At 74.1% G+C, this 26,842-nt stretch carries 26 protein-coding genes and 2 tRNA genes; 10 read left to right on the plus strand and 18 right to left on the minus strand.

All coding sequences use genetic code 11. The annotated features are described in order from the left end of the window. Window positions 1-17: 17 nt before the first annotated feature. The 3 genes from DKT69_RS09510 to DKT69_RS09520 form a co-directional block, all read right to left on the minus strand. On the minus strand, window positions 18-635 hold the full coding sequence (locus DKT69_RS09510) for an alpha/beta hydrolase family protein (protein ID WP_109801217.1): 618 nt from the start codon (window positions 633-635) through the stop codon (window positions 18-20). A 144-nt stretch (window positions 636-779) separates the two neighbouring features. Next, window positions 780-1,175, minus strand: coding sequence for a WhiB family transcriptional regulator (locus DKT69_RS09515; protein WP_109801218.1), 396 nt, complete (start codon window positions 1,173-1,175; stop codon window positions 780-782). Window positions 1,176-1,385: 210 nt separating this feature from the next. Then, entirely contained in the window at window positions 1,386-2,096 is a 711-nt protein-coding gene (locus tag DKT69_RS09520) for an SOS response-associated peptidase (RefSeq protein ID WP_109801219.1), read from the minus strand. Between the two features lie 102 nt (window positions 2,097-2,198). On the opposite strand from DKT69_RS09520, the gene aroA reads away from it, so the two are divergent. The 4 genes from aroA (at window position 2,199) to DKT69_RS09540 (ending at window position 6,396) form a co-directional block, all read left to right on the plus strand. After that, on the plus strand, window positions 2,199-3,500 hold the full coding sequence (aroA, locus tag DKT69_RS09525; RefSeq protein ID WP_109801220.1) for a 3-phosphoshikimate 1-carboxyvinyltransferase: 1,302 nt from the start codon (window positions 2,199-2,201) through the stop codon (window positions 3,498-3,500). Window positions 3,501-3,707: 207 nt separating this feature from the next. Then, window positions 3,708-4,631 (plus strand): ribosome small subunit-dependent GTPase A, encoded by a 924-nt coding sequence (gene rsgA, locus DKT69_RS09530; protein ID WP_375373560.1) that lies wholly within the window; start codon window positions 3,708-3,710, stop codon window positions 4,629-4,631. Window positions 4,632-4,659: 28 nt separating this feature from the next. Further along, a complete protein-coding gene (gene hisN / locus DKT69_RS09535) occupies window positions 4,660-5,469 on the plus strand; it encodes a histidinol-phosphatase (RefSeq protein WP_109801240.1) in 810 nt (269 codons plus the stop codon). 60 nt (window positions 5,470-5,529) lie between these two features. Further along, entirely contained in the window at window positions 5,530-6,396 is an 867-nt protein-coding gene (locus DKT69_RS09540; protein ID WP_201749556.1) for a hypothetical protein, read from the plus strand. 37 nt (window positions 6,397-6,433) lie between these two features. Here the strand turns inward: DKT69_RS09540 and DKT69_RS09545 are convergent, their stop codons facing one another. Next, a complete protein-coding gene (locus tag DKT69_RS09545) occupies window positions 6,434-7,672 on the minus strand; it encodes a glycosyltransferase (protein ID WP_109801222.1) in 1,239 nt (412 codons plus the stop codon). Between the two features lie 187 nt (window positions 7,673-7,859). Here DKT69_RS09545 and DKT69_RS09550 point away from each other — a divergent pair, with 187 nt between their 5' ends. From DKT69_RS09550 to DKT69_RS09560, 3 genes are all read left to right on the plus strand, one after another. Further along, the gene (locus DKT69_RS09550) at window positions 7,860-8,858 is read left to right on the plus strand and encodes an SDR family oxidoreductase (protein WP_109801223.1); all 999 of its coding nucleotides are present in this window, start codon (window positions 7,860-7,862) and stop codon (window positions 8,856-8,858) included. A gap of 59 nt (window positions 8,859-8,917) precedes the next feature. After that, a complete protein-coding gene (locus DKT69_RS09555) occupies window positions 8,918-9,643 on the plus strand; it encodes an ATP-binding protein (RefSeq protein ID WP_236647431.1) in 726 nt (241 codons plus the stop codon). Between the two features lie 104 nt (window positions 9,644-9,747). Continuing rightward, on the plus strand, window positions 9,748-10,320 hold the full coding sequence (locus DKT69_RS09560) for a DUF5709 domain-containing protein (protein WP_109801224.1): 573 nt from the start codon (window positions 9,748-9,750) through the stop codon (window positions 10,318-10,320). 16 nt (window positions 10,321-10,336) lie between these two features. Here DKT69_RS09560 and DKT69_RS09565 read toward each other — a convergent pair whose 3' ends face one another. Both DKT69_RS09565 and macS read right to left on the minus strand, forming a co-directional pair. Further along, a complete protein-coding gene (locus tag DKT69_RS09565) occupies window positions 10,337-10,975 on the minus strand; it encodes a response regulator (protein ID WP_109801242.1) in 639 nt (212 codons plus the stop codon). Between the two features lie 38 nt (window positions 10,976-11,013). Further along, window positions 11,014-12,138 carry a MacS family sensor histidine kinase gene (gene macS, locus DKT69_RS09570; RefSeq protein ID WP_109801225.1) on the minus strand — a complete coding sequence of 375 codons (1,125 nt, stop codon included), beginning with the start codon at window positions 12,136-12,138 and terminating at the stop codon, window positions 11,014-11,016. A gap of 121 nt (window positions 12,139-12,259) precedes the next feature. Here macS and DKT69_RS09575 point away from each other — a divergent pair, with 121 nt between their 5' ends. Continuing rightward, the gene (locus DKT69_RS09575) at window positions 12,260-12,727 is read left to right on the plus strand and encodes an ATP-binding protein (RefSeq protein WP_109801226.1); all 468 of its coding nucleotides are present in this window, start codon (window positions 12,260-12,262) and stop codon (window positions 12,725-12,727) included. A 55-nt stretch (window positions 12,728-12,782) separates the two neighbouring features. Here the strand turns inward: DKT69_RS09575 and DKT69_RS09580 are convergent, their stop codons facing one another. Both DKT69_RS09580 and DKT69_RS09585 read right to left on the minus strand, forming a co-directional pair. Next, the gene (locus DKT69_RS09580; protein ID WP_109801227.1) at window positions 12,783-13,721 is read right to left on the minus strand and encodes a ribose-phosphate diphosphokinase; all 939 of its coding nucleotides are present in this window, start codon (window positions 13,719-13,721) and stop codon (window positions 12,783-12,785) included. A gap of 82 nt (window positions 13,722-13,803) precedes the next feature. Next, a complete protein-coding gene (locus DKT69_RS09585; protein WP_109801228.1) occupies window positions 13,804-14,637 on the minus strand; it encodes a phosphoribosylaminoimidazolesuccinocarboxamide synthase in 834 nt (277 codons plus the stop codon). Between the two features lie 183 nt (window positions 14,638-14,820). On the opposite strand from DKT69_RS09585, the gene DKT69_RS09590 reads away from it, so the two are divergent. Continuing rightward, window positions 14,821-16,146, plus strand: a complete 1,326-nt coding sequence (locus tag DKT69_RS09590; protein ID WP_109801229.1) for an ABC transporter substrate-binding protein — start codon at window positions 14,821-14,823, stop codon at window positions 16,144-16,146. 96 nt (window positions 16,147-16,242) lie between these two features. On the opposite strand, the gene DKT69_RS09595 is transcribed toward DKT69_RS09590, so the two are convergent. From DKT69_RS09595 to DKT69_RS09635, 9 genes are all read right to left on the minus strand, one after another. Continuing rightward, complete coding sequence (locus DKT69_RS09595) at window positions 16,243-16,494, minus strand: hypothetical protein (RefSeq protein WP_109801230.1); 252 nt, start codon at window positions 16,492-16,494, stop codon at window positions 16,243-16,245. Window positions 16,495-16,545: 51 nt separating this feature from the next. Then, window positions 16,546-17,859 carry an MFS transporter gene (locus DKT69_RS09600; protein ID WP_109801231.1) on the minus strand — a complete coding sequence of 438 codons (1,314 nt, stop codon included), beginning with the start codon at window positions 17,857-17,859 and terminating at the stop codon, window positions 16,546-16,548. Further along, a complete protein-coding gene (locus tag DKT69_RS09605; RefSeq protein ID WP_109801232.1) occupies window positions 17,856-18,461 on the minus strand; it encodes an ArsR/SmtB family transcription factor in 606 nt (201 codons plus the stop codon). Before DKT69_RS09605 ends, DKT69_RS09600 begins: the two co-directional genes overlap by 4 nt. A 113-nt stretch (window positions 18,462-18,574) precedes the next feature. Then, a tRNA-Met gene (locus tag DKT69_RS09610) sits at window positions 18,575-18,648 on the minus strand. Between the two features lie 130 nt (window positions 18,649-18,778). Then, window positions 18,779-18,855: transfer RNA gene (locus DKT69_RS09615), tRNA-Met, on the minus strand. 55 nt (window positions 18,856-18,910) lie between these two features. Beyond that, a complete protein-coding gene (locus DKT69_RS09620) occupies window positions 18,911-19,828 on the minus strand; it encodes a hypothetical protein (protein WP_109801233.1) in 918 nt (305 codons plus the stop codon). Continuing rightward, on the minus strand, window positions 19,818-20,327 hold the full coding sequence (locus tag DKT69_RS09625; protein ID WP_109801234.1) for a SigE family RNA polymerase sigma factor: 510 nt from the start codon (window positions 20,325-20,327) through the stop codon (window positions 19,818-19,820). The genes DKT69_RS09620 and DKT69_RS09625 overlap by 11 nt, the downstream gene beginning before the upstream one ends. A 150-nt stretch (window positions 20,328-20,477) precedes the next feature. Further along, a complete protein-coding gene (locus DKT69_RS09630) occupies window positions 20,478-23,468 on the minus strand; it encodes a UPF0182 family membrane protein (protein WP_201749554.1) in 2,991 nt (996 codons plus the stop codon). Between the two features lie 124 nt (window positions 23,469-23,592). Beyond that, on the minus strand, window positions 23,593-24,606 hold the full coding sequence (locus DKT69_RS09635; protein ID WP_201749555.1) for a YlbL family protein: 1,014 nt from the start codon (window positions 24,604-24,606) through the stop codon (window positions 23,593-23,595). 184 nt (window positions 24,607-24,790) lie between these two features. Between DKT69_RS09635 and DKT69_RS09640 the strand changes: the two genes are divergently transcribed. Further along, a complete protein-coding gene (locus DKT69_RS09640) occupies window positions 24,791-26,023 on the plus strand; it encodes a zinc-dependent metalloprotease (protein ID WP_255544066.1) in 1,233 nt (410 codons plus the stop codon). Between the two features lie 132 nt (window positions 26,024-26,155). On the opposite strand, the gene DKT69_RS09645 is transcribed toward DKT69_RS09640, so the two are convergent. Next, window positions 26,156-26,782: a hypothetical protein gene (locus tag DKT69_RS09645; protein WP_109801238.1), complete on the minus strand. Its 627-nt coding sequence runs from the start codon at window positions 26,780-26,782 to the stop codon at window positions 26,156-26,158. Window positions 26,783-26,842 lie beyond the last annotated feature (60 nt).

The following is a 26,842-nucleotide window of genomic DNA, read 5'->3' on the forward strand; positions in this document are numbered from 1 at the left end:
ATTTCCCCGGGCCCCGTTCAGCGGCGTGTCCAGCCCCGCCCACGCAGCCAGTCGAGCACCACGGCGGCCGTGGCGGCCGGGTCGCCCCGCAGGTCGTGCCGCTCGCCCGGGCGGAGCACCACCTCGACGCCCGGTCCCGGCTCCGGCACCCCGAAGGGGTCCCGGTCACCGTTCACCACCAGGGTGGGCAGCCCGGTCGCCAGCTCGGCGGCGCGCGAGCGCTCGGGACGGCCCGGCGGGTGCAGCGGGAAGGCCAGGGCGACGATCCCGCTCGCGCCGACCGCCCTGGCGGTGCGGCAGGCGACCCGGGCGCCGCTGGAGCGCCCGCCGACCACCCAGTCGGACACGGTCGGGTGGCGCTCGCGGAGCGCGGCCAGCACCGCCGTCCACGCCTCGTCGAGCTGCCCGGCCGGCGCCGGCGCCCGTCGACCGGCGACCCGGTACGGCTGGGTCACCCGGATCACGGCCACCCCGGCGGCGGTCACCGCGTCCCGGACGGCGAGCAGGTCCGGGGCGTCCACCCCGCCGCCCGCGCCGTGCCCGAGCACCAGCGCGGTGCTGACGGGACCGGCGGGCAGGTCGGTGTCGACCCGGGCCGGTCCGCGGGGGGTGTCGGTCTCGTCGCTGTGCCGCACCGGCCCATCCTCCGCCGACGCCGGCCGACCCGACCCGGCGGCCGCTCGCCGCACACCCACCCGGGCCGGCGCGCGGGCCGGTAACGACGTCGCCGCCCGCCTCCAGGGTTGCGAGGCGGGCGGCGAGGGGCCTACCCGATCAGCTCAGCGACTGAGCGGCACCAGGGTGAGCAGGCGGTCCCGGACCGGCGGGCCGGCCTCGTCGACCGCGTCCGGATCCGGCTGCACCTCGCTGCGCCAGGCGACGAGCATCGCCCGGCGCTCGCGGGGCGTGGTGCCGCCCCAGACGCCGTGGCAGTCCCCCACCTCCAGCGCCCAGGCGAGGCAGGAGCCCTGGACGTCACAACTGCGGCAGAGCGTGACGGCCGCGTCGGCCGGCTCGTTGGGCGCCGGAAAGAAGGTTTCCGGGTCCACGCTCTGGCAGGTCCCTCTGGTCCGCCACGCCTCGTCCTGTCGCCGCTCGCGCAACGCCCGCAGCAGTCGCGGATCTCGTCGTGCGGCGGCCACCTCGTGCGGGCGGGGCATACGTGCCCGTGTCAAATCCACCCACCTCCCCCGTGGGACCGGCAAGATCACCAAGGATCGATGGGGGTCATCCGCCCCGTGCGAATCGACGCCCACCGCCGGCGCTGTGTTCTATCGCACTTGCGGACGCGGGGACAAGACTCTGCGGTAAAGATGGCTAAAAGACCGGGCGACGTTTCAGGCGCAACCCCGGCAAATCAGCACACGACAATGCGCCGACAGTGATCAGAACAGGGTCAATTCCGAGTCGGCCTCCTCGCGCGCGAGCGGGACCCGGACGGTCAGGCCGGGACCGTCGTTGCGGACGTCGCCGACCGCCGGGGAGACCGGGCGGATCTCCAACCCGGCGAGCCAGTCCGCCGGCGGCGGGACCAGCAGCGCGGCGGGTTCCTCGGTCGGGCCGAGCCAGGTCGCCCAGCGGTCCCGGGGCAGCAGCAACGGCATCCGGTCGTGCACCTCGGCCAGCTCGCCGACGGCCGCCGTGGTGAGCACGCTGAAGGTGAGCAGCGCGCTGCCCGCCGCCTCCCACACCGACCAGATGCCGGCGAAGGCGAGCACCGAGCCGTCCGCCGGCGTCATGTAGTAGGGCTGTGGGCGGCCGCCGGCCTCGCGGACCCACTCGTACCAGCCGTCGGCCGGGACCAGGCAGCGGCGGCGGGCGAAGGACGGGGCGTACGCCCGGCTGGTGGCGATCGTCTCGGCCCGGGCGTTGATCATGCGGGCCGCGCCGGTGGCGCTGCGGGACCAGTGCGGGACCAGGCCCCAGCGGCCCACCGAGAGCGTGCGGTGCCCCTCGGGCGCCAGCCGGACCAGCGGCACCGGATCGGTCGGGGCCACGTTGAAGTCCGGGCCGACCGCGCCGCCGGTCTCGTCGTACGACTCGAACAGCGCGCTCAGGTCGCCCGCGCTCCGGGTCGTCGCGTACCTCCCGCACATGGGGCACACGCTAACGCCCCGACGGCGTCCCGGCTGTCCCGCCAACCGGGAGTGGGCCCCACGGCCGGCTCCATGCGCTGCCGGACTTGGCAGAATGTAACCGTGGGGAATCCGACCGCGACCCGGCCGCCGCAGCCGTGGACCGCACCGACCGCCAGCGACCCGGTCGCCGCGACGCTGCGCCTGCCCGGTTCCAAGTCGATGACCGCGCGGGCCCTGGTGCTCAGCGCGCTGGCCGGCGGCCCGTCGACGCTGGGCGGGCCGCTGCGCGCCCGGGACACCGAGCTGATGGCCGGCGGCCTGCGCGCCCTGGGCGCGCACATGTCGATCTCCGACGACGACCGCTGGCTGGTCCGGCCGCACCGGCTGGTCGGCCCGGCGCACGTCGACGTCGGCCTGGCCGGCACGGTGATGCGCTTCCTCCCGCCGGTGGCCGGTCTGGCCGAGGGGCGGGTCACCTTCGACGGCGACCCGCAGGCCCGGGTCCGCCCGCTCGGCCCGCTGATCGGGGCGTTGCGCTCCCTCGGCGTACGCATCGACACGCCCGACACCGGCAGCCTGCCGCTGACGGTCCTCGGAGCCGGCCGGGTCGCTGGCGGCGAGGTCGTCATCGACGCCTCCGCCTCCAGCCAGCTCGTCTCCGGGCTGCTGCTGGCCGCCCCGCGGTTCGACCGGGGCGTGGTGGTCCGGCACGAGGGCCCGCCGGTTCCCTCCGCGCCGCACCTGCGGATGACCGTGCAGATGCTCCGCGCCGCCGGGGCGGCGGTCGACGACAGCGTGCCCGACGTCTGGACGGTCGAGCCGGGGCCGCTGAGCGGGCGCGGCTGGGAGATCGAGCCGGACCTCTCCGGCGCGGTGCCGTTCTTCGCCGCCGCGCTGGTCACCGGCGGTGAGGTGACCCTGCAGGGCTGGCCGCGCAGCAGCATGCAGCCGGTCGAGCAGCTCCGTGCGCTGCTGCACCGGATGGGCGGCGAGGTGACGCTGACCACCGGCGGGCTCACCGTGCGGGGCACCGGAGCCGTGCACGGCCTGGACGCCGACCTCTCCGACGTCAGCGAGCTGACCCCGGCGCTGACCGCGCTGGCCATGCTCGCCGACTCGCCGTCCCGGCTGACCGGCGTCGGGCACATCCGGGGCCACGAGACCGACCGGATCGCCGCGCTGGCCCGGGAGTTCACCGCGCTCGGCGCGGACATCACCGAGTCGGCCGACGGGCTGGAGATCCGCCCCCGCCCGCTGCGCGGCGGGACCTTCCGGACGTACGCCGACCACCGGATGGCGCACGCCGCCGCGGTGGCCGGGCTGGCCGTACCGGGCATCGAGGTGGACGACGTGGCGTGCACCTCCAAGACCATGCCCGAGTTTCCGGCGCTATGGTCAGGAATGGTGACCGGCAAGAGCTGACGCGACAGGGGGCAGGTCCTGGCGACCAAACGGCGCGAGTACGACGAGGACGACGTGCGGGTCCGGCCCGGGAAGTCGTCGCGCCCGCGTACGCGCACCCGCCCCCGGCACGCCGACGCGGTCGACGGTTTCGTGATCGCCGTGGACCGGGGCCGCTACACCTGCGTACGACCGGACGCCGGCCCGGACGACCCGACGATCACCGCGATGCGGGCCCGGGAGCTGGGCCGCAAGTCGGTGGTGGTCGGCGACCGGGTCGGGCTGGTCGGGGAAACGTCGGGGGCAGCCGGCGCGCTGGCCCGGATCGTCCGGATCGCCGAGCGCCGCTCGGTGCTGCGGCGCACCGCCGAGGACGACGCGACCACGGCCGAGGGCCGGCTGGAACGGGTCGTGGTGGCCAACGCCGACCAGTTGGTGATCGTCAGCGCGCTGGCCGACCCGCCGCCGCGCACCGGGTTCATCGACCGCTGCCTGGTGGCCGCGTACGACGCGGACATCGAGCCGCTGCTCTGCCTGACCAAGGCGGACCTGGCCGGCCCGGAGGCGGTGCTCGGCTACTACACCGAGCTGGAGCTGCCGTACGTGCTGATCCGGCCCGACTCGGACCTGGACGCCCTGCGCGCGCTGCTCGCCGGGCGCGTCTCGGTGCTGGTCGGGCACTCCGGGGTCGGCAAGTCGACGCTGGTCAACCGCCTCGTCCCGGAGGCCGAGCGGGCGGTCGGCACGGTCAGCGCGATCGGCCGCGGCCGGCACACCTCGACCAGCGCGGTGGCCCTGCGGCTGCCGCCCACGCCCGGCGCGAAGGGCGATCCCGGCTGGATCGTCGACACCCCCGGGGTACGCAGCTTCGGGCTGGCGCACGTCTCCGCGGAGAGCCTGCTGCACGGCTTCTCCGACCTGGTGGAGGCCACGGTCGACTGCCCGGCGAACTGCCAGCACACCGCCGAGGAGGCGCACTGCGCGCTGGACGCCTGGGTGGCCGCCGGCAAGGCCGACCCGCGCCGGCTGGCGTCGTACCGCCGGCTGCTGGCCTCCCGCAGCGGGGAGGGCGACCAGCGCGGGGAGGTCGACCACCGCGGGCCCGGCGAGGGTGACCAGCGCGGGCCGGACGCGCCGCCCGCCGGGTCCTGACCCGATGTCCGCCGCTACCGTTTCCGGCATGACCGGGTACGCCGCCGACCTCGCCCTCGCCCACCTGCTCGCCGACGCCGCCGACGCCATCTCCACGGCCCGGTTCCGCGCCCTCGACCTGCGGGTCGAGTCGAAGCCGGACCTGACCCCGGTCTCCGACGCGGACACCGCGGTCGAGCGGGAGATCCGCGCCCTGCTGGCCGAGCACCGGCCGGGTGACGGCCTGCTCGGCGAGGAGTACGGCGAGCAGCCGGCCGCCGGGCCCGACGGGCGGCGCTGGGTGGTCGACCCGATCGACGGCACCAAGAACTTCGTCCGCGGCGTGCCGGTCTGGGCCACCCTGATCGCCCTGCTGGAGTCCGACCGCCCGGTGCTCGGCCTGGTCTCCGCCCCGGCGCTGGGCCGGCGCTGGTGGGCCGCGACGGGCGCGGGCGCGTACGCCGGCCCGGACGCCGCCTCCGGCGCACCGATCCGGGTCTCGGGCGTCAAGGATCTCGCCGACGCGAGCTTCTGCTACTCGTCACTGACCGGCTGGGAGTCCGCCGGTCGCTTGGACGCGATCCTGCAGGTCATGCGGGACACCTGGCGCAGCCGGGCGTACGGCGACTTCTACGGCTACATGCTGCTGGCCGAGGGGGCGCTGGACGTGATGGTGGAGCCGGAGCTGTCGCTGTGGGACCTCGCCGCGCTGGCGCCGATCGTGACCGAGGCCGGCGGCACGGTCACCGACCGGGCCGGTCGACCGGCGCCGGCCGGCGGGGAGAACAGCGCGATCGCCACCAACGGCCTCCTCCACGCCGACATCCTGGAGCGGCTGGGAGAGCCAGCCGCGCGCTGACCGACCGGTTGCCTCTATCCTCGCCAGGTGGTGTCCTCCGGTTGGTGCTTCCTCGCGGCCATGATCGTCGCGTACGGCTTCGCCAATCTGCTCCAGTCCGTCGCCGCGGCGCGGACCACCGTGCACCACACCTTCGACCCGGGGCTGCTGCTGCGGCTGGCCAGCCACCGGACGTACCTGGTCGGGCTGATCTGTCAGGTCACCGGTTTCGTGCTGGCCTTCCTGGCCCGCCGGGACCTGCCGCTCTTCCTGGTCCAGGCCAGCGTGGCGGCCGGGCTCGGGGTGACCGCGATACTCGGGGTGCTGGTGCTGAAATGGCGGCTGCCGGCCGCCGAGGTGGCGCTGCTGGCGCTCCTCTTCGGCGGGATCACCGCACTGGTGCTGGCCGCCCAGCCGGCCCCCTCCCGGCAGCTCGGCACTGCCGGTCTGATCGGCCTGACCGTGGCGCTCGGGGTGATCGCCGTGGCCGGCTTCTTCGCGGCCCGGCTGCACGGGGCGCCCGGCTCGGTGGCGCTCGGCTCGCTGGCCGGGATGGCGTTCTCCGCCGCCGCGGTGGCCGCCCGCCCGCTGGCCTCGGCGGACTCCGCCGAGGCGTTCGTCCGGGACCCGCTGCTCTACCTGCTGATCGCCCACTCGGTGGTGGGCCAACTGCTCCTCGGCCTGGCGATGCAGCGGGGCTCCACCACCGCGGCGGTGGCCGCGATGGACGCCGCCGGGGCGGTGCCCGCGGCGATCATCGGCCTGCTGCTGCTCAACGACCGGATCTGGCCGGGCCGGGAGTGGCTGGCCGGGGTCGGTTTCCTGATCACGCTGGCGTCGGTGGTCGGCCTCACCCGGTACGCCGAACCGCAGCACCACCACGCGGTCGCCCGCGAGCGGGAGCGCCCGATGATCGGCGCCGGGGCCGCCGCCCGTCCCCGCCGCTGACCGAACACGCCGCCGGAGGCGGCCCGCCGTACCGGCATCAGGCCGCCTCGACGGGCTTCTCGACCGGTTTCTCGGCGGGCTTCTCGACCGGCTTGCGCCGCCCGATGACCCGCTCGTAGAGCCGCTCCAGGGCGCCGGCCGTCCGCTCCCAGGTGTAGCTGCAGCGGACCCGGTCGACCGCCGCGTGCCCGTACGCGAACCGCCCGGCGTTGTCGGCCAGCAGCCGGCGCAGGGTGACCCCGAGCGCGCGGACGTCCCCCGGCGGCACCAGCTTGCCGGTCACCTCGTCCACCACCGCGTCGGCGATCCCGCCCATCGCGTAGCCGACCACCGGCACCCCGCAGGCCATCGCCTCCAGCGACACCCGCCCGGCGGACGAGTAGTGCGGCGTGCAGGCGACCACGTCGGCCGAGCGGTACCAGGTGGCCATCTGGTCGTGCGGCACCGCGCCGACCAGCTTCACCTGGTCGGCCACCCCGGTGCGTTCGGCCAGCTCCCGCAGCCGCCGCGCCTCGGCGTGGTCGGCCAACTGCTCCGCGGGCGGCCCGCCGGCGATCACCAGCTCGGCGTCGCCGACCAGCCGCATCGCCCGGACCAGGTCCTCCTGGCCGTGCCCGGGCGACAGCCCGCCGACGGAGAGGATGCGGGCCCGCTGGTCCCGGGGCGCCGCCTCGCCGTCGGGGTGGAACTGCCCGGTGTCGACGCCGGTCGGCACCATCGCCACCGAGGTGCGTTGCAGTCCCATCCGGGTCAGCTCGTCGACCTCGTCGTTGCACTGCGCGACCGCGATGTCCACCGCCCGGGTCAGCGCCCGCTCCAGCGGGATCCGCTCCCCCGGCCCGTCGTACTGCCCGCCGAGGTGGCGCAGCTGCTCGACGCCGAGCGAGTGGAAGGTCTGCACGACCGGGATGTCGGTCTCCCGCACCCCGTGGGCGGCGGCCAGGCCACCGACCCAGTAGTGCCCGTGCACCACGTCCGGGGTCCAGTCGCCGGACCACCGCTCGGCCAGCCAGCGGCCGTACTCGGCCACGTGCGGGACCAGTGCGGCGGTGGGCAGCGGGATGGGCGGGCCGACCGGCACGCGTTCCAGCCGGTAGCCGTCCACCTCGACGCGCTCCGGCTGCCCCGCGGAGTCGCGGCGCTCGTAGACCCGTACGTCGTGGCCCCGGTCGGCGAGCTCGGCGGCGACCCGGGCGATGTGCTGGTGCGTGCCGACGGTCGGACCGTCGACCTGCCTGGACGGGCCGGCGTGCGCGCACACAAGGCCGACGCGCATGGTGCACCTCCATGCGTTCTAGCGAGCGGTGGGTCCTCCCGGTCAGAGGGTCCCATTAACCCGGCGCTGGTGAGCCGAAACCTGGCAGATCGGGACCGGACCGGCGGAGCGAACTCGGCCGGGCGCGACCGGGATCCGGGGCGCCCGGATCCGCATGACCCACCCGGACCGGGGGTACCGGCGAAGAATGCCTCTCACCCGCAACCTCGACGACGCCACGGTCGTCATCACCGGCGCCTCCAGCGGCATCGGCGCGGAGACCGCGTACGCGCTGGCCCGTCGCGGTGCCGACGTGGTGCTCGCGGCCCGCAGCGAGGAGGCCCTCCAGCGGGTCGCCGCGCGCTGCCGGGAACTGGGTGGGCGGGTCCTGGTCGTACCGACCGACGTGACCGACCCGGAGGCGGTGGAGCGGCTCGCCGCCCGCGCGGCGGCGGAGTTCGGCCGGATCGACGGCTGGGTCAACAACGCCGCGGTCAGCGCGGTGGGCCTCTTCGACGAGATCCCGGTGGCGGAGTTCCGGCGGGTGGTGGCGGTGAACCTGCTCGGCACGGCGTACGGGACCAAGGCGGCGCTGCCCTGGCTGGGGGCGGCCGGCGGCGGGGTCGTCGTCAACAACGCCTCGGTGCTGGCCGAGGTGGCGATGCCCTACCAGTCCGCGTACAACGCGACCAAGCACGGCATCCGCGGGCTGGCCGACACCGTGCGGCAGGAGCTGCGGGTGACCGGTCGGGGCAACATCTCCATCTGCACGGTGCTGCCGGCCACCATCGACACCCCGTTCTTCCGGCACGCCGCGAACCACAGCGGCCACGAGCTGGCCCCACCACCGCCGGTGTACCCGCCGGAGGTGGTCGCCGAGACGATCGTGCGGCTGCTGCGCCGGCCGCGCCGGGAGGCGTACGCGGGCGGCGCCGCGCGGCTGCTCGGCCTGCAGTGGCGGCTGGCGCCGGCGCTGGCCGAGCGGGCGCTCGGCTGGTACACCCACCGGACCCAGTTCGGGCCGGGCGTCCGGCTGGACAGCACCGGCAACGTCTTCCGGGCCGACGCCGAGGCGGAGCGCTTCGGTGGCTGGCACGGCCGGCGGCGGCAGCTGGTCCGGGTGACCGCCGCCTTCGGGTTGGCGGCGGCCGGCACCGCCGTCGGCACGATGGCGGCGATCAACCGCCGGGCCCGGACGGACCGCTGATGAACCGCATCGACCGGTCGGATGCGCGGCCCGGACCCGGCATGCACAATGGGACGATCATGCCGACGGACGTGCGCTGCCTGGTGGAGACGGACGAATCGTCTGCGGTAGTCAGGCTGACCGGCGTGCTGGACCTGGCCGCCGTCGACGCCGTCCGGGACGCGTTGCTGGCCCGGCTCTGGGCCCGGCCCGGCCCGGTGATCGCCGATCTCACCCGGCTGCGGGTGGCCGAGCCCGCCGCCCGCGCCGTCCTCGACGAGGTGCGCCGCGTGGTGGCCGACTGGCCCGCCGCCGACCTGCTGGTGCTGGATCCGGCGGCCGCGCGGGAGGGGGCGCCGGTCCGGGCGACCCTGGACGAGGCGCAGGAGGAGTTGGCCGGGGCGCCGCTGGCCGCGGTGCTGAACGCCGACCTGCTGCCGACCGTCGGCGCGGCCCGGGAGGCCCGGGCGCTGGTGACCGACGGCTGCGACCGGTGGGGCGTGCCGGAGCTGGCGGAGCCGGCGTGCATCGCGGTGACCGAGATGGTCAACAACGTGGTGGCCCACGCGGGCACCCCGATGACCGTCCGGGTGGCCCCGCGGGACAGCTCGCTGCACCTGGCCGTCCGGGACCACTCCTCCCGGCTGCCCGCGTACGCCGGCCTGGCCCCGCTGAACTCGGCCGGAGGCCGGGGCCTGCTGCTGATCGACACGGTCGCCCGGCGCTGGGGCAGCACGCCGTTGCCGGACGGCAAGGTCGTCTGGTGCGTGCTGCATCCCGAGGACGAGGTGGCCCACCGGAGCTGACCGGGGGCGCGGCCGGGCCCGGCCGGGGGTGTTTCTTCCCTTTGCTCCCGATCCTCGGCCCTCGATCCGGTTAATCCGGGCAGCGCAGTGGGTAGTGCTCAGCCATGCGCGACGACGAGTACCCGACCCCCGTGTCCGACCCCGAGGCGGAGGGGCTGCCCGACACCGCCGACGACGACTCGACCGCCAACGACGACGTCCTTACCGGCCGCGAGGCGGACGGACCGGAGCCCGCCCAGCTGCCCGGGGACCGCACGCCGGTGGCGGTGGACCGGTTCGGGACCACCGCCGAGGAGCAGCTCGACGGCGAGTCGCTGGACTACAAGCTCCAGCGGGAGAGCTACGAGCGTCCGGCCGACGACCCCCTCGCGGGCCCGGTGGACCCGGGCATCGCCGCCGAGGCGGACAGCGAGGAGGCCGCCGCGCAGGCCCAGCTCGACGCCGACGTGATCGACCCGGGGCCCACCTCCGACCCGCGCTCGCCGGTCTCGATCTACGACCACGGGCAGCTCGGCAGCATCGCCGACGCCGAGGTGGGCCGGCTGGTCGAGCCGGACGAGGGCGCCCACACCGACCAGGAGACCGACAACGTCGCGTACGACGCCGGTTCGGCCGGTGGCGGGGCGACCGCCGAGGAGCTGGCCATCCACGAGACCCGGCCGCCGGAGGCGACCTAGTCGTCCGGGCCCGGTTCTAGTCGTCCAGGCCCCGTTCGATGGCGTAGCGGGTCAGCTCGACCCGGTTGTGCAGCTGGAGCTTGCCGAGCGTGTTCTGCACGTGGTTCTGCACCGTCCGGTGGGAGAGCCCGAGCCGCTCGGCGATCTGCTTGTACGACAGGCCCTTGGCCACCAGGCGCAGCACCTCGGTCTCCCGTTCGGTGAGCCGGGGTGCTGAGTCGTCGGCGGGCCCGCTGGGTGGCGCGGCCGCCAGCCGCCGGTACTCCCCCAGCACCAGCCCGGCGAGTCCCGGGGTGAAGACCGGCTCGCCCGCGGCGGTGCGCCGCACCGCGTCGAGGAACTCCGCCGGGGCGGCCGACTTGACCAGGTAGCCGGTGGCGCCGGCCTTCACCGCGTCCAGGACGCTCTGCGGCTCCCCGCTGGCCGACAGCATCAGCACCCGCACCTCGGGCAGTGCCGCACGCAGCCCGCGGATCACCTCGACCCCGGAGACGTCCGGCAGTTGCAGGTCGAGCACGACCACGTCGGGCCGGGCGGCGGCGGCCAGCCGCACGGCCTGCCGCCCCTCGCCGCTGGTGGCCACGACCAGGTGGCCGGCCTCGGTGAGGTCGCGGGCCACCCCCTCCCGCCACATCGGGTGGTCGTCGACCACCATCACCCGGACCCGGCCGTCCGGTTGCCCGGCCGCGCCGCTCACCGGGCGTCCCGGGGCACGACCAGTTCGATCTCGGTGCCCGCGCCGGGGGCGGAGACGATCCGGACCTCACCGCCGAGGTCGGCCACCCGCCCCCGGATGGCCTGGGCCACCCCGAGCCGCCCCTGGGCCGCGGCCTCGGCCAGCCGCCCCTCCGGGATCCCCGGTCCCTCGTCGCGTACCGACACGGTCACCGTCTCCCCCTCGTCCTCGATCAGCACCCAGGCCCGCCCGCCGGCGTGCCGGGCCACGTTGTCCAGTGCCGCGCCGGTGGCGGCGGCCAGCTCGCGGGCGACCCGCGTGGGCAGCGGTACTCCGGTGGCCGGCGCGGAGACCACGACCGTCGTCGTGGCGTACCGGTCGAGCAGGGCGCGCAGGTCCCGGGTGCCGCCGTCGTCGTCCGGGTCGCCGCCGGAGCGGCCGATCAGCGCCCGCAGCGCGGCCTCCTGCTCACCGGCCAGCCGGGCCAGCTCGCCGCCCTCGCCGTCGAGCTGGGCGCCGCGTCGCTGCACCAGCGCCAGCACCTGGAGCACCGAGTCGTGGATGTCCCGGGCCAGCCGCTCCCGCTCCCGGGTCGCCGCCTCCAGCTCGACCGCCCGTTGCAGCCGCTCCTCGGCGGTCACCGCCAGCCGGGCGACGTGCCCGACCACCACCCCGGCCAGCAGCATCAGGATCACGCCGGTCAGCGACGACTGGCTGATCCGCTCCCGGGTGGCCAGGTCGGCGGCGCCGAGCACCAGGGCGGCGACCGCGCCGCGGCGCCGGCCGCCGGAGACCGCCCAGGCCAGCACCGGCCCGGCCAGCCAGGCCACGGTCAGGGTGGGCACGCCGGCGGCGAGCGCCGCGCGGCCCACCACCCAGGGGGTGGCCAGCACGATCGCCAGCACCACGCCGAGGTCGGCCAGGAGCAGCGGCCAGCGCCGTCCGGCCGGGCGCGCGTAGCCGGCCGCGGTCACCCCGGACCAGGCCAGCATCACCAGCAGTACGCCGCCGGCGGCCAGCGGGTGCGCATACCGGTGGGCGTCGCGGAGAACCAGCACACCGACGTACGCCAGCGAGGCGAACCGGAACACCGCGATGGACCGCCAGAGCGGGACCTCGAGACCTCCGGGAGACGACGGCATGCGCGACACCATGCCACAGTCCAAGGGGACACCGGGGACAGCCATGGATGCGGCTCGGGAAACCCTGACGTACGGTGGAAATGCCGCGAATAACTCCGAGATCCAGCGCCGGGACGGGGCCATGACGAACGCATCACCCCGCGTACCGCGTACGGTTGTGCCCATCGAATCTTCCCTCCTCATCGCCGAAGCCTTCGATCGGGCACAGGTGACCGAGCTGCGCCACTCGGTCACCTCCTGTGCGCACGCGGCGGGGCTCACCGGCCAGCGGTTGGACGACTTCGTGCTGGCGGTCAACGAGCTGATCACCAACGCCGTGCGGCACGGCGGCGGTCAGGGCTCGCTGCGGCTGTGGCGGCAGGAGGGCGAGCTGGTCTGCGAGGTCGCCGACCACGGGAACGGGATCAGCACCGGGTGGCTCGACGACCGGGCCCGCCCGGCCCCGGACACCGCCGGCGGCTGGGGTCTCTGGCTCGCGCGGGAGCTCAGCGACACGATGGAGGTCGTGACCGGCGAGGACGGCACGACCGTCCGGATCAGCGCCGCCGTCGCCTCGACCGAGCGCGTCGGCCGACACCGCGCCGAGTAGCCCCTCCCCGCCAGGAGTGGATCGACGCCGGCGCGCGCACGGGCCGGGTCGGGCGTCAGCCGAAGAGAGCGCTGACCGACTCGCCGTTGTGGATCCGCCGCATCGCCTCGGCCAGCGCCGGCGCCACCGAGAGCACCTCCAGCTTCGGCACCCGCTTCTCCGCCGGGATCGGCACCGTGTTGGTGCAGACGATCTCCAGCACCCCGTCCTGGGCGCTCAGTCGCTCCAGCGCGCCGCTGGAGAAGAGGCCGTGGGTGCAGGCCAGCCGGATCGAGCGGACGTTCCGTTCGCGCAGGTGCGCGATCAGTTCGATCACCGTGCTGCCCTTGGCGATCTCGTCGTCCAGCACGATCACGTCCCGGTCCGTCACGTCGCCGATGACCGTGCTGATCTTCACCAGGTCGTCGCTGTACCGCTGCTTCGCGCCGGCCGCGACCGGGGTGCCCAGCATCCGGGCGAACGCCGCCGCCTCCTTGGCGTTGCCCAGGTCCGGCGAGACCACCACGGTGTTGCCCAGGTCGTACCCCTTGAAGTGGGCGGCCAGCTCGCGCAGCGCGTGCAGGTGGTCGACCGGGACGCTGAAGAAGCCGTGCACCTGCGGCGAGTGCAGGGTCATCGCGAGCACCCGGTCCGCCCCGGCCGAGGTGAGCAGGTCGGCCACCAGCCGGCCACCGATGGAGATGCGCGGGGCGTCCTTCTTGTCCGAGCGGGCGTACGCGTAGTGCGGTAGCACCACGGTGATCCGGCCGGCGGACGCGCCGCGGGCCGCGTCGGTCATGAGCAGCAGTTCGACCAGGTGCTCCTGCACCGGCGGCACCAGCGGCTGGATGAGGAAGACGTCGCGTTCCCGGCAGTTCGCCTGCAACTGCACCTCGAGGCAGTCGTTGGCGAACCGGGACACCCGCACCGGGTGCAGCGGAACGGCGAGGTGGGCGCAGATCTCGGCGGCGAGGTCGGGATGGGCGGTTCCGCTGAATACGGCAATGTCACGCACGCCTGGTGATCGTACGGACCGACGCCGGGCGACCGCGCGCGCTCCCGGCGGGTACGGGCTGCCGTGCCCGGAGAGTCCCGCGTCAGTCCCAGCGGTTGCCGGTCAGCTTCTCGTAGACCTCGACGTAGCGGGCCCGGGTCGCCTCGACCACCTTGGCCGGCACCTCCGGCGCCGGGGGCTGCTTGTCCCAGCCGCTGCCGGTGGCCCAGTCCCGGACGTACTGCTTGTCGTAGGAGAACTGGGCGCGGCCCGGCTGGTACGACTCGGCCGGCCAGAACCGGGACGAGTCGGAGGTGAGGACCTCGTCGGCGAGGACCAGGGTGCCGTCCGGCGCCCAGCCCAGCTCGATCTTGGTGTCGGCGACCAGGATGCCCCGGTCGGCGGCGATCTCCGCGCCGCGCCGGTAGACGTCGATGGTGATCCGGCGCAGCCGCTCGGCGACCTCCGCGCCGACCTTGTCGACGACCTGGTGGTAGGTGATCGGCTCGTCGTGCTCCCCCTTCGGGGCCTTGGTCGACGGGGTGAAGATCGGCTCCGGCAGGATCGACGCCTCGACCAGGCCCCGGGGCAGCTCGACGCCGGAGACCGCGCCGCTGCGCTGGTACTCGGCGAAGCCGCCGCCGGTCAGGTAGCCGCGGGCCACGCACTCGACCGGGACCATGTCGAGCCGGCGGCAGCGGATCGCCCGGCCGGCGAACTCCGCCGGCACGTCGGTGGCGGAGATGACGTGGTTCGGCACCAGGTCGACGAGCTGCTCGAACCACCAGAGCGAGAGCGCGGTGAGCAGGCGACCCTTGTCCGGGATCGGGGTGGGCAGCGCCACGTCGTAGATCGAGATCCGGTCCGAGGCGACCAGGACCAGGTCGTCGCCGTCGGCGTAGACGTCCCGGACCTTGCCGGAGTGCAGAAGTTCCACGGCGCCTAGTACACCATGTGGCGCAGCGACGCCCGGTGCGACCACCGCGCGTCCGACCGGCCCTCGGCGCACCGGTGTCGAAGGACCCCGTACGAGGGCAATCCGCCCCGGCGTTGACACCCTCGCCCGCTGCCTGTGTAAATGGTCCGTCCGCAGCAGCTCGCCAGCGCCCCAGGAGTCCCCGTGCGCGCTCACCCGCTCGTGCCGCCCCGCCCCGGTCTCGACCGGCGGCGGCTCCTCGGCGCGCTGACCGGCCTGCCGCTGCTCGCCGCCGGCGGCCTCGCCGGGTGCGGCCGGGAGGAGGAGACGCGGGTCGACGACGGGCCGATCGAGCTGTCGGTCTTCTGGTGGGGCGGGACCCGGCGGGCCGAGGCCACCGAGAAGGCGCTGCGCCTGTACTCCCAGGAGAACCCCCGGGTCCGGTTCCGAGTGACCTGGCAGGGGCTCACCGGCTACTACGACCGGCTGGCCACCCAGGCCACCGGCGGGAACGTGCCGGACCTGTTCCAGATCGACGACACCGTCCTCACCGAGTACGCGCAGCGCGAGATCGTGCTCGACCTCAGCGGGTACGTCGCGGACAAGCGGCTCGACCTGGGCGGCCTGCCGGAGGGCCTGGCCCACTACGGCCAGGTCGACGAACGTACGGTGGCCGTGGCCGCCGCCCAGACCAGCGCCGCGCTGGTCTACAACCGGGACCTGCTGCGCCGGCTGCGGGTGCCGGAGCCGCGCACCGGCATGTCCTGGCGCGACTACGTGGAGTGGGCCGCCCGGGTCACCCGCGACTCCGGCAAGCGGGTGGCCGGGACGATGGATCCCTCGGGCGACTATCGGGCGCTGTGGCTCTGGCTACGGGGCCAGGGCGGCGAGTTGTACCAGGGGCGGCAGCTCGGGTTCGGCGGCGCCGAACTGCTCGACTGGTTCGAGCTGTGGCAGGTGGCGCGGAGCCGGCGGGCCACCCCGAGCGCGGCCCTGGTGGAGCAGGCCGACACCGGCGACCTGGCCCGGCAGCTCGTGGTCACCGGGCACACCGCGGCGTCCTTCGCCTGGTCGCACCAGCTGGCGGAACTCCAGCACCACACCGACGACGAGCTGGACATCGTCAGCCTGCCCGGCAGCCCGGCCGCCCAGTGGGCGCGGGCGTCCATGTACTGGGCGGCGTTCCGGGGCACCCGGCACCCGGGGGTGGTCGTCGACGTGATCAACTTCCTCACCACCAACGTGGCGGCCGGCCGGATCCTCGGCGTCGAACGCGGCCTGAACGCCAGCAGCGCGGTGCGCCGGTTCGTCGCCGACGGCGTCACCGACCGGGCCCAGCAGCGGGTGGTCGCGTTCGGCACCGCCCTGGACGGCCTGCTCGGACCCGCCCCCGCGCCGCCGCCGAAGGGGCACGCGCGGGTGCGTACCCTGCTCATCGCCGCCGCCGAGAGCATCCGCTCCGGACGCTCCGGCGCCCGCGCGGCCACCGCCAAGTTCATCGCCCAGGCGAACGCGGCCCTGGCCGAGTGACCGGCCGCGCGGCCCGGCCGGGGGCGTCCCCCAGCCGGTGGACCGCGGAGCGCGGGCCCGGCGGGCGTCGGCCGCCGGGCCCGGGCCCAGGTCGGATCAACGCGGCGGGCCACCCCGCCGGCCGCGCATCAGTCGCAGCACCAGCAGCACGATCACGACGACCACCACCAGGCAGCAGAGCAGACCGAGGAAGCCCACACCGCCGCCCCGTGACCGCCGCCGCGCGGCCTCCACGACCAGTTCGCCGCTACCCGTGGACGCCCAGGCCGCGACCGGTACGAACACCGAGAGCACGACCGCACCGAGGACCCCGCCGAGCCGGCCCCACCACTTGCTCCAAGCAGACATGCCCCCATCCTCGCCGAACGGCGCAACCACGGCAGGGCGGACACGTACTCCTCACCGCCCTGAACTGCGCCCGGCCTCGGTCAGCTCAGGCCGAGGACCGTCAAGACCGTCCAGGTGCTCGAGCGAACGCACCGCCGGGATCGGCGAGGGCAGCAGCCACAGCACGCACAGGACCCCGCCGACCGCCGCGATCCAGAGCGTGGGCCGGAGACCGAGCCAGGTGCCGAGTGCTCCGCCGGTCAGCGCGCCCAGCGGACGGACTCCGTAGTTGACCGTGGAGTATGCGCCGGCCACCCGACTACGCAAGCCGTCGGGTATCACGGCGGCGTTCAGCGCGTTGAGGTTGACGTCGAACAACATCACGCCGAGCCCGGAGAAGAACTCGGCCGCGGCCAGCAGCCCGACCCGCGCCCACAGCGGACCGTCCGCGACGGCGACGAGGGAGATCGAGGCCGGAAAGACGATCGCACCCGCCACGATGCTGCGCCCGACGCCGATTCGCGCGGACAGTCGCGGCGCGACGACGGCACCCAGCAGGCCGCCGACCGCACCGGCGCCGAGGGCGAGGCCGAGCAGCCCCGCGGACAGGCCGAGCGTGTGACTGGCGAAGAGCACGAGCAGGGCGCCGAACACGAAGCTGAAGTAGTTGACGGTCGTCGTGCAGCCGAGGGCCGCGCGGAGCACGGGGTCCCGGAGGGTGAACCTCAGCCCGTCCCGGGCCCGGCGCCACAACGTCTCCGGCTCGGGCTCCTCCGGGTGCGCCGCCGCGTCGTCGAGTCGGATCCGACCGATGCCCAGCGCGGAGGCCACGAACGACACCGCGTCGACCAGGATCGCGATCGGCGCCGTCAACACCTGCACCAGCACACCGCCGAGGGCGGGCCCGGCGATGAAGGAGACGGACCTGCTGGCGCTCAGCGCGCTGTTGGCGTCGAGGTAGCGGGACCGGTCCACCAGCCGGACGAAGAACGCGGGGTACGCCGTGTTGAACAGCACCGACGCGGCGCCGGTCAGCAGCGCGACCACGTACAACTGCGCCAGCGTGCCCGCGTCGAACGCGAACGCGACCGGCACCGTCACCAGCAGCGCCGCGCGGATCAGGTCAGCCGCCACCAGGAGCCGCTTCTTGTGCGCCCGCCGGTCCACCCAGGCGCCGAGGAAGATCCCGGTGAGGTTCGGCAGCCACACCAGCGCGGTCAGCAGCGACACCTGTGCGGCGGTGGCGTCGAGTACGAGCACCGCGAGGAGCGGGAACGCCAGCTCGGAGATCCGATCACCGAACTGGGAGGTCGCGTGCGCGACGAAGAACGACCGGAAGCGGGGCTGGCGGAACAGCGGCACGCGCGGCTCCGCCGCGCCGCTCATCGCTGCACCGCCTCGGGCATGACGTAGCGCATGAACCGCACGTGCCGCGAGCCCGGGGGCTGGTCGGCCGCGTCGCGGGTTACGTACGGCGCCAGCACCTGTTCGATCGCGGCGTTGACGGCGGCCAGTTCCGCCGCGGTCAGCCGCACGGTGGTGTTCGACAGGCCCGCCTCCCGTTGCCACTCCGGTTCGAGCCGCGGCTCGTCCTCGGCCATCCAGCGCCGCGGCAGGTCGTCGTACTGCTGGAAGAGCGTCCGGCTGAGCAGCCGGCTCGCGGCTCGCCCCTCCTCGTCGTCGGGGAACCGGAAGCGGAAGCCCCGGGCGCTCGCCTCCCAGTACCGCTTGCGCGCGTCCCCGCCGACGGCGCTGTCCCGGACCAGGCCGAACCCGGCGAGGTGGCGCAGGTGCCAGCTGGTCACCGACGGGGAGGCGCCGACGTGCTCGGACAGCTCGGTCGCCGTCGCGGCGCCGTGCCGCTGGAGCCTCGACAGGATGGCCAGCCGGACCGGATGGGACAGCGCGCGCATCGCCGTGGGCTCGGTGAGTTCGAGGTCACCGTACGGGTTTCTCCCGGTGTCGTCCTCGGCGTTTCTGAGAGACATGTCTCGAGAGTACTCTCTCAGAATTTTCCGGACAACCGGCAGGAGGCGAGAAACTCGGCCGGGCCACGACACGACGAAGGCCCCGGAGCGAACTCCGGGGCCTTCGTGACGAGTAGCGGGGACAGGATTTGAACCTGCGACCTCTGGGTTATGAGCCCAGCGAGCTACCGAGCTGCTCCACCCCGCGTCGGTATGTACAGCCTATCGCATGCCCGGCAGGGAGATCAGCCGGGTCCCCGATCCGGCCGAGGCGGCCGGAAACCACCGGGCGGAAAAGCGGAACGGCCCCGAGACAGATCCTCGAGGCCGTTCCGGTGTGGTAGCGGGGACAGGATTTGAACCTGCGACCTCTGGGTTATGAGCCCAGCGAGCTACCGAGCTGCTCCACCCCGCGTCGGTACGACAACCGTAGCCTACCGACCCCCCGGCCCGCAAAACGGGACGGGCGGTCAGTTCCACCACCTCCGGATCGCCTCCACCGCGCGGCGGCTGTCCGCGTCGACCTGCGACCGGATGCTGGAGGTGTTCTCCCAGCCCTGCTCCCACAGCACGGTGACCACGTCCCCGATCCGGACCGCCCGGACCAGCCGGAGCTCGTCGCCACCGGTGGGGCGGCCGTTGACGTCCCGGTACGGCGTACGGACCTCGAACAGCACCGACTCGTCGCCGTACCCGCCGTCGTCCAACAGGCGCTGGGTGGACCGCACCCCCGGCGCGTCGGGCACCTGCTGCAGCGGGCAGTCCCGGACCGCCTGCCGCAGCTCCCGCAGCGCGTCGTCCGCCCGGCCGGCGCGGTAGATGGTGATGCTGTGCCGGTAGCTGCCGTCCGGCACGTACCCCGCGGGGGTGCCGGTCAGCTTGTACGCCAGCACGCGCGCCCGGCGCTGGACGATGCCCGACCCGCCGGGCTCGGCGCCGCAGAGCTCGGGCAGCACCGGCCCCGGCGTGAACTCCGCGGCGATCCCGGCGTCGTTCGCCGGGGCCAGGGCGAAGAAGGCCCGGTCCGGGATGGTGGTCGGCGTCCGGGAGCTCGGCGGGCCGGCGGAGGGCGACGTGCCCGGGGTACGGGACGGAGTGGCCCGGGTCATGGTCGGCGACGGCACCGGGGACGAGGCGTCGGGCGTGGGCCGCGCCGACGTGGGGGTGCCCGCCGGCGGCCCGGGCGGGGTGCCCGGACCCGAGGTGCGGACGAGCTGCGCGCCGGCCGCGGTCCCCGCGACCAGCGCCGCGACGGCCAGCGCCCCGACGGCGGCCCGGTTCCGCGCCCGACGGTCGGCCCGTCGACGCAGCTGCTCCGGCGCCATCAGCGCCCGCCCGTCGGTCTCCTCCACCAACGCCCGGTAGAGACGGCTCAGTTCACGCGACATCGTCGACCTCCAGCTCCTCGGCGGAGATCCCGGGCAGCAGCTCGGCCAGCCGGGACCGGCCGCGGGACAGCCAGGACTTCACGGTGCCGGTGGGCACCCGAGCCTCCCGGGCCATGTCCTCCACCGACATGTCGAACAGGTAGTGCAGGGCCAGGGCCTGCCGCTGGTTCACCGGCAGCTGCCGGAGCGCGCCGACCAGCAGCACGCTGTCCTCGCCCGGTGGCCGCACGTGGTCCGGTGGCCCGGTACGGTTGATCGCCAGCCACCAGCCGCGCGACCGGCGCCACCGGTCCGTGGCGAGCCGGCTGACCACCAGGCGCAGCCACGCCTCCGGGGCCGGGTGGGCAACCAGCTTCCCCCACTGCCGCCAGGCCCGGGCGTACGCCTCCTGGACGAGGTCCTGGGCCTCGCCCGGATCGCCCACCACCGCCCGGCCGTAGCGAAGGGTCCGGGCCGACGTGGTCCGGTAGAAGTCGTCGAAACTCGGCGCGTCCCTCATCTGGCGATCACTCCTCCCCGCTGGCCCACCTGAACAGATGACGGGGGAACCGGGCGCCGGGTTGCGGGCGCAGGGTCCGGAATGCGACAGAGCCCGTGGCCGGGACCGGTACGGGTCCTCGGGCCACGGGCTCCGTGGTCGAGCCGGGCGTCAGCCGTTCGGCGTGGGCGCTGGGGACGCCGAACCGGACGCCGGCGGGGACGCGGACGGGCTGCCGCTCGGCGTCGGCGCGGCCGACGGGCTGGCCGCCACCTGCGCCTGCTGGAACGCCGTCATCGCCTCGTCCAGGGTCTTCAGCGCCCGCCCGTACCGCTCGAAGTCGCCGGACGCCTGCGCGGCCTTGACCTCGGCGATGGCGCTCTGCACCTTGGCGGCGGCGTCGGCCAGCTCACCGGTCAGCGCGGGCGGGGCCCCGCCGGTGCTCGGCGGCGGCGTTCCACCGGCCGGCGGCGGGACGCCCTGGCCGGCCCGTTTGCCCTGCTCCACGAGCTGCTTGATGCCGTCGCTGAGGTTGTTCGCCAGCGCCACGTACGACGCGCCGTCGCCGTACGACAGCAGCACCTTCTGCAGCGACGGGAACGCGTCCTGGTTGTTGCTCTTCACGTAGACCGGCTCGACGTAGAGCATCCCGTCGGCGAACGGCAGCGACAGCAGGTTGCCGTACTGGACCTGGGCCTGGTTGGACGAGAGCAGGTTGAGCTGCTGCCGGATGTCGCCGTTGTTGGTCATCTGCTGGTGCACCTGCACCGGGCCGGCGGTCCGGGTCTGGTCCGGCAGCTCCAGCACCTCCAGCTTCGGCTGCCCGTCCACGTACGACCCGGAGATCAGCGCGGCGAGGTTCTGCCGCCCGTTGGGGGTGACCGCCGAGGTGAGCTGGAACCGCGGCCCCTCCTGCCCGGGGAACTCGGTGAACAGGTAGTACGGCGGCTGCTTCTGCCCGCTGTCCGGCGCGTCCGGCACGTTCGGCACCTGCCAGAAGTCCTGGCCGGAGTAGAAGTCGCCGGGGTCGGTGACGTGGAACTTGGTGAGCAGGTTGCGCTGCACCTTGAACAGGTCCGCCGGGTAGCGGAAGTGCTCGGCCAGCTCCGCCGGGATGGCCGACTTCGGCAGCACCAGGTCGCCGCCGAACGCCTTGTTCCAGGCCTTGAGCACCGGGTCGGTGTCGTCGAACTGGTACAGCCGCACGGTGCCGTCGTACGCGTCGACCGTGGCCTTCACCGAGTTGCGGATGTAGTTGACGTTCTCCCGGGCGAGCTGGAAGGTGCCCCGCCCGGTCAGCTCGTCGGTGGTCTCCGCCTGCAGGTTGACCCGCTCGGCGTACGGGTAGGTCGCCGCCGTGGTGTAGCCGTCGACGATCCACTGGATCCGGCCGTTCACCACCGCCGGATACGGGTCGCCGTCCAGGGTGAGGAACGGGGCGACCTTCTCCACCCGGTCGCGCGGGTTGCGCACGTAGAGCAGCTTCGAGTTGTCGTTGACCGCCTCGGAGAGCAGGAAGTTCGACTCCTGCTCCTTGATCGAGTAGAGCAGCCGACGGGTGAACGAATCGATCTTGACGCCACCGTCACCGCTGTAGGTGTAGTACTGCTCGCCGCCGGTCGAGGTCGGGCGGTCGAACTCGACGTTCCGCTTCTCGTCGGTCTGCCCGACGATCGCGTAGTCGTCGGCCTCCATCCGCTCGCCGTAGTAGATCCGCGGCTGCTGGGCCGGGATCTGCTCGCTGGACGAGGAGCAGCCCGCCGTCTCCTTGCCGGCATCGCCGAGGAAGCCGGAGACGAAGTACGGCTGCCCGTTGCAGACCTGGTTCGCCGGGGCGGCGACCAGGCCGTAGCCGTGGGTGTAGACGGTGTGCCGGTTGATCCAGTTGTTCTGCTGCGGGGTCAGCTCGCCGTAGTTGATCTCGCGGACACCGACCACGTAGTCGGAGGTCTTGCCCCCCACCGCGTACCGGTCGATGTCCAGCTTCGGGCCGAAGTCGTAGAAGCCCCGGACCTGCTGGAGCTGGGTGTACGTCTCGGAGACCAGTTGCGGGTCGAGCAGCCGGATGTTCGACACCACCGAGGTGTCGGTGGCCAGGCTGGCCGGCGGGGTGAAGTTGTTCGCCGCGTATCCGGCGCTCTTCGTCCCGCCCAGCCCGAACGCCGCCCGGGTCGCCTCGATGCTCCGCGAGATGTACGGCGCCTCCTTGTCCCGGGCGCTCGGCTTCACCTCGAAGGTCTGCACGGCCCACGGGTAGATGCCGCCGATCGCCACCGCCGAGACGCCGAGCAGCGCCAGCGAGATGCCGGGCCAGACCAGGTTCCGCATCACCGCGTTGGAGAACACGATGATCGCGATGGCCACCACGATGGAGATGTACGCCAGGATCTCCTTCGCCGGCAGCAGCGCATTCACGTCGGCGTAGCCGGCGCCGTAGAGCTTGGCGCCCTCGTTGTACTCCAGCAGCATCGCCCGCCGGTCCAGCACGTACGCGACGGCCTTGAGCAGGACGAAGACGGCGACCAGCGTGCTCAGGTGGGCCCGGGCGCCGTTGGTCATCCGGTCCCCGACGCCCTGCAACCGGACCCCGCCGAAGATGTAGTGCACGGCCAGCGCGCCGAGCAGAGCGAGCACCACCGCGGTGAAGCCGACGCCGAGCAGGTAGCGCAAGAAGGGCAGCTGGAAGACGTAGAACCCGACGTCGACGCCGAACTCCGGGTCCTTCACGCCGAAGTTCCCGCCGTTGCGGAACAGCAGCCACTGGCTCCACCGGCTCTGCCCGGACAGCCCGGCGAAGAGTCCGATGACCGCGGCGACCAGGGCGATCCAGGTGCCGAGCCGGGGGCTCAGCAGCATCCGGTACCGCTCCAGGGTGGCCTGCTCGACGGAGTGCGGCCGCATCCTCGGCCGCAGCCGGTGGGCCAGCCAGAGGTTGACCGCAATGACGGCCGCCATGCCGAACCCCACCAGCAGGAAGAGCAGCAGCCGGGTGGCGAGCACCCCGGTGAAGACCTGGGTGTAGCGGACCTCGTCGAACCAGAGCCAGTCCGTCCAGGCGTTGACACCCCACCCGAGCAGGGTGAAGAGCACGAACACCCCGATCAGGACCCCGATGGTGACGCGTCCGCGCCGGCTCATCCTCGGCAGGGGGCTGCTACGCATGACCACTGTTGGCTCCGCACGCTCGATGTGATCGGCTCCGACCAGGCACCCAGAGTACGGGGTGTTCCTGGACACGTCGGGTCAAGGTCACGTCACGATCGTCGGGCGTCCGGTGAGCCGTGGCTCAGCAGCGGGTCGGCTGTCCCCCGGCGCGCAGCTTCTCCAGCGCGGTCAGCGCGTCGTCCAGCGTGGCCACCTTGAGCAGCGGCAGGTCGGGCTGCGGGTTGCGGACCGCCTCCGCGCAGTTGTCCGCCGGCACCAGGAAGACCTTCGCGCCGGCCTCCTTCGCGCCGACCAGCTTCTGGGCGATGCCGCCGATCGGGCCCACCCGGCCCTCGTCGTCGATGGTGCCGGTGCCGGCGACGACCTTCCCGCCGGTCAGGTCGGCCGGCTCCAGCTTGTCCACGATGCCCAGGGCGAACATCAGTCCGGCGCTCGGCCCACCGATGTCACCCAGGTCGATCTTCAGCGTGAACGGGTGCGGCTGCTGCTGGTCGATCTCGACCCCGATCCGCGGCCGGCCGTCCTGCTCCCGGCTGGTCACGGTGGCCGTGGCGGCGGCCCCCTCCCGGAGGTAGCCGATCTTCAGCGCGGTGCCGGCCGGCTTGGCCCGGATCAGCTCGGTGAGCCGGCCGGCGCTGGTCACCGGCTGACCGTCGACCGAGGTGAGCACGTCGCCGGGCTTGAGCACATCCACCGACGGGCCGCCCGCGGTCACCGCCTTGACCAGCACCTGGATCGGGTAGCCCAGCTCCCGCAGCGCCGCGGTCTCCGCGCTGGTCTGCGAGTTCTGGAAGTCCTCGGCGTTGCGCTTCTCCACCTCCTCCTGGGACTCGCCCGGCGGGTAGACCAGCTCGCGGGGCACCACCGCCTCGTCCTTCGAGAACCAACCCGCCAGCGCCGAGCGGAGCTTGACCGTGGGCTGCACGCCGACCGTGGTGAGTCGCAGCTGCCCGGCGGAGGTGGACGTCGCCCGCCCGGTGACCTGGATGACCTCCTTGCCGTCAGAGGTGCCGAGCGTGTTGACCGTCGGGCCGGGGCCGAGCACCACGTACGGGATGGGCACGCTCAGCACGCCGACGCTGAGCAGGGCGGTGAGCAGTGCACCGAGGAGTACGGTCACGCCGCGACGTCTCATGCGGCAGAGCGTACCGATCCGCCCGGCGTCGCCCGGCGCGGTGACCGCGGGACTTCGCCCTCAGCGGAACGCCGGTGGCGGCGACCTGGGGCGGGGCACGCGTACCGTAGATGTCGTGCCTGATATTCCGTTCGGATTCGCGCTCCCGGGTGGGCAACCACCAGACCCCAACGATCCCGCGCAGATGCAGCAGTTCATGTCGCAGTTGCAGCACCTGCTCTCCGCGCCGGGCAGCGGGCCGGTCAACTGGGACCTCGCCCGGCAGGTGGCGGCCAGCCAACTCGCCGCCGCGGGCGACCCGGCGGTCTCGCCGTTCGAGCGCAACGCGGTGGAGGAGGCGCTGCGCATCGCCGACCTCTGGCTGGAGCCGGCGACCTCGTGGCCCACCGGCATCCGGACGTCCGTCGCCTGGAACCGCAACGAGTGGATCTACAAGACCCTCGACGTCTGGCGCAAGCTCTGCGACCCGGTGGCCAGCCGGATGGTCGGCGCCATGGGCGACCTGGTGCCGCCGGAGGCCCGGGCCCAGCTCGGCCCGATGCAGTCGATGGTGGCGACGCTGGGCGGCGCCCTCTTCGGCGGCCAGCTCGGCCAGGCGCTCGGCTCACTCGCCGCCGAGGTCCTCTCGGCCGGCGACATCGGCCTGCCGCTCGGCCCGGCCGGCACGGCCGCGCTCGTCCCGGCCAACATCCGGGCGTACGGCGAGGGCCTGGAGCTGCCCGAGGACGAGGTACGCCTCTACGTGGCCCTGCGCGAGGCCGCGCACCAGCGGCTCTTCCAGCACGTGCCGTGGCTGCGCGGGCACGTGCTCACCGCCGTGGAGAACTACGCCGCGGGCATCCGGGTCAACCGGGAGGCGATCGAGGAGGCGATGGGCCGGGTCGACCCGACCGACCCGGAGTCGATGCAGGCGATCGCCCTGGAGGGCATCTTCACGCCGGAGGACACCCCGGCGCAGAAGGCCTCCCTGGCCCGCCTGGAGACGGTGCTCGCCCTGGTCGAGGGCTGGGTCTGCCACGTGGTCGACACCGCCGCCGGCGAGCGGCTGCCCAACGTCGTACGCCTCGGCGAGGCGTTCCGCCGTCGCCGGGCCGCCGGCGGGCCGGCCGAGCAGACCTTCGCCGCCCTGGTCGGCCTGGAGCTGCGTCCGCGCCGGCTGCGCGAGGCGTCGGTGCTCTGGGCGGCGCTGACCGAGCACCGGGGCATCGCCGGCCGGGACGCGGTCTGGGGCCACCCGGACCTCCTCCCCTCCGACGACGACTTCGCCGACCCGGCGGCCTTCGCCGCCGGTGGGCTCGACCTCGACGACGAGTTGGCCTCCTTCGACTTCAGCGCGCCGGGTGGTCCCGAGGAGAAGGCGCCGGGCGGCGACACCCCGCCCCGCCCGGACGAGGGCGACGACACCGGCAAGTCCTGACCCGCCGGTCCCCAGGCACCACGAAGATCCACACGGCTTGCGGCAAAGAGCGGCCCCCCGGGCATACGGAGGCCGCTCTTTGCCGCAACGCGTGTGGATCTTGCCGATCTGGCGGCCAGCGGCCGGGGACGGTCAGCCGGCCTGGCCGGAGAGGAGGGCCCGGGTCGCCTCCCAGCCCTCGAAGGCCGAGTCGAGCGTGCCCAAGTCGGCCGGGCCGCGCAGCCGTCGCCAGCCGGCGGTCACCGCGACGTCGCCCGGGTGCGGGGCCCCGGCCCGAACGTCCGCGGGTACGGCGGTGTCCAGGTCCACCGGCGGCAACCACTCCGGCACGGGCAGCCGGGCCGCGACACCGAGCAGCCCCGGCCCGGATCCCTCGACCGGGGCGACCGCGACGGGCCGGCTGGTGAGCGGGCGGAGCAGCTTGCCGAGGGTCAGCCCGGGCACGTCGGGCGCGTCGGCGGCCACCACGGCCGCCTGGTCGTACCCGGTCCGCTCGCCACCGTCAGCGGCGGCCAGCGCGGCGAACACCGCGTTGACCGTGGGCGCGGCCACCTCGTGCACGGCCATGTCGGGCCAGACCACCGCATCGGCCAGCCACCGGTCGCCGGCCGTCACCGCGACCGCGGTCTCCACCTCGTTGAGCGTGGCGAGCAGGTCCACCACGTCCTCGGCCAGCGCCGTACGCCACCGCGTCGGGTCGATTCCCGGCGGGGTCCACGCCACCGGAGCGAGCAACGCCACCACCACACGTCGGGCCACGCCCCGACCCTAGCCCCGCGCTACGCACCCCGCCCGACCCGGACCACCGGGACCCCGCCG

The organism is Micromonospora sicca (genome assembly GCF_003172935.1).
Lineage (GTDB): Bacteria > Actinomycetota > Actinomycetes > Mycobacteriales > Micromonosporaceae > Micromonospora > Micromonospora sicca.

What these genes read in the sequence shown, in the direction of transcription:
- DKT69_RS09520 (WP_109801219.1), bottom strand. Translation starts at nt 2,096, where the DNA reads ATGTGCGGGAGGTACGCGACGACCCGGAGCGCGGGCGACCTGAGCGCG.
- rsgA (WP_375373560.1), top strand. Translation starts at nt 3,708, where the DNA reads ATGCGGGCCCGGGAGCTGGGCCGCAAGTCGGTGGTGGTCGGCGACCGG.
- hisN (WP_109801240.1), top strand. Translation starts at nt 4,660, where the DNA reads ATGACCGGGTACGCCGCCGACCTCGCCCTCGCCCACCTGCTCGCCGAC.
- DKT69_RS09540 (WP_201749556.1), top strand. Translation starts at nt 5,530, where the DNA reads ATGATCGTCGCGTACGGCTTCGCCAATCTGCTCCAGTCCGTCGCCGCG.
- DKT69_RS09545 (WP_109801222.1), bottom strand. Translation starts at nt 7,672, where the DNA reads ATGCGCGTCGGCCTTGTGTGCGCGCACGCCGGCCCGTCCAGGCAGGTC.
- DKT69_RS09550 (WP_109801223.1), top strand. Translation starts at nt 7,860, where the DNA reads ATGCCTCTCACCCGCAACCTCGACGACGCCACGGTCGTCATCACCGGC.
- DKT69_RS09555 (WP_236647431.1), top strand. Translation starts at nt 8,918, where the DNA reads ATGCCGACGGACGTGCGCTGCCTGGTGGAGACGGACGAATCGTCTGCG.
- DKT69_RS09560 (WP_109801224.1), top strand. Translation starts at nt 9,748, where the DNA reads ATGCGCGACGACGAGTACCCGACCCCCGTGTCCGACCCCGAGGCGGAG.
- DKT69_RS09565 (WP_109801242.1), bottom strand. Translation starts at nt 10,975, where the DNA reads ATGGTGGTCGACGACCACCCGATGTGGCGGGAGGGGGTGGCCCGCGAC.
- macS (WP_109801225.1), bottom strand. Translation starts at nt 12,138, where the DNA reads ATGCCGTCGTCTCCCGGAGGTCTCGAGGTCCCGCTCTGGCGGTCCATC.
- DKT69_RS09575 (WP_109801226.1), top strand. Translation starts at nt 12,260, where the DNA reads ATGACGAACGCATCACCCCGCGTACCGCGTACGGTTGTGCCCATCGAA.
- DKT69_RS09595 (WP_109801230.1), bottom strand. Translation starts at nt 16,494, where the DNA reads ATGTCTGCTTGGAGCAAGTGGTGGGGCCGGCTCGGCGGGGTCCTCGGT.
- DKT69_RS09600 (WP_109801231.1), bottom strand. Translation starts at nt 17,859, where the DNA reads ATGAGCGGCGCGGCGGAGCCGCGCGTGCCGCTGTTCCGCCAGCCCCGC.
- DKT69_RS09605 (WP_109801232.1), bottom strand. Translation starts at nt 18,461, where the DNA reads ATGTCTCTCAGAAACGCCGAGGACGACACCGGGAGAAACCCGTACGGT.
- DKT69_RS09620 (WP_109801233.1), bottom strand. Translation starts at nt 19,828, where the DNA reads ATGTCGCGTGAACTGAGCCGTCTCTACCGGGCGTTGGTGGAGGAGACC.
- DKT69_RS09625 (WP_109801234.1), bottom strand. Translation starts at nt 20,327, where the DNA reads ATGAGGGACGCGCCGAGTTTCGACGACTTCTACCGGACCACGTCGGCC.
- DKT69_RS09630 (WP_201749554.1), bottom strand. Translation starts at nt 23,468, where the DNA reads ATGCGTAGCAGCCCCCTGCCGAGGATGAGCCGGCGCGGACGCGTCACC.
- DKT69_RS09635 (WP_201749555.1), bottom strand. Translation starts at nt 24,606, where the DNA reads ATGAGACGTCGCGGCGTGACCGTACTCCTCGGTGCACTGCTCACCGCC.
- DKT69_RS09640 (WP_255544066.1), top strand. Translation starts at nt 24,791, where the DNA reads ATGCAGCAGTTCATGTCGCAGTTGCAGCACCTGCTCTCCGCGCCGGGC.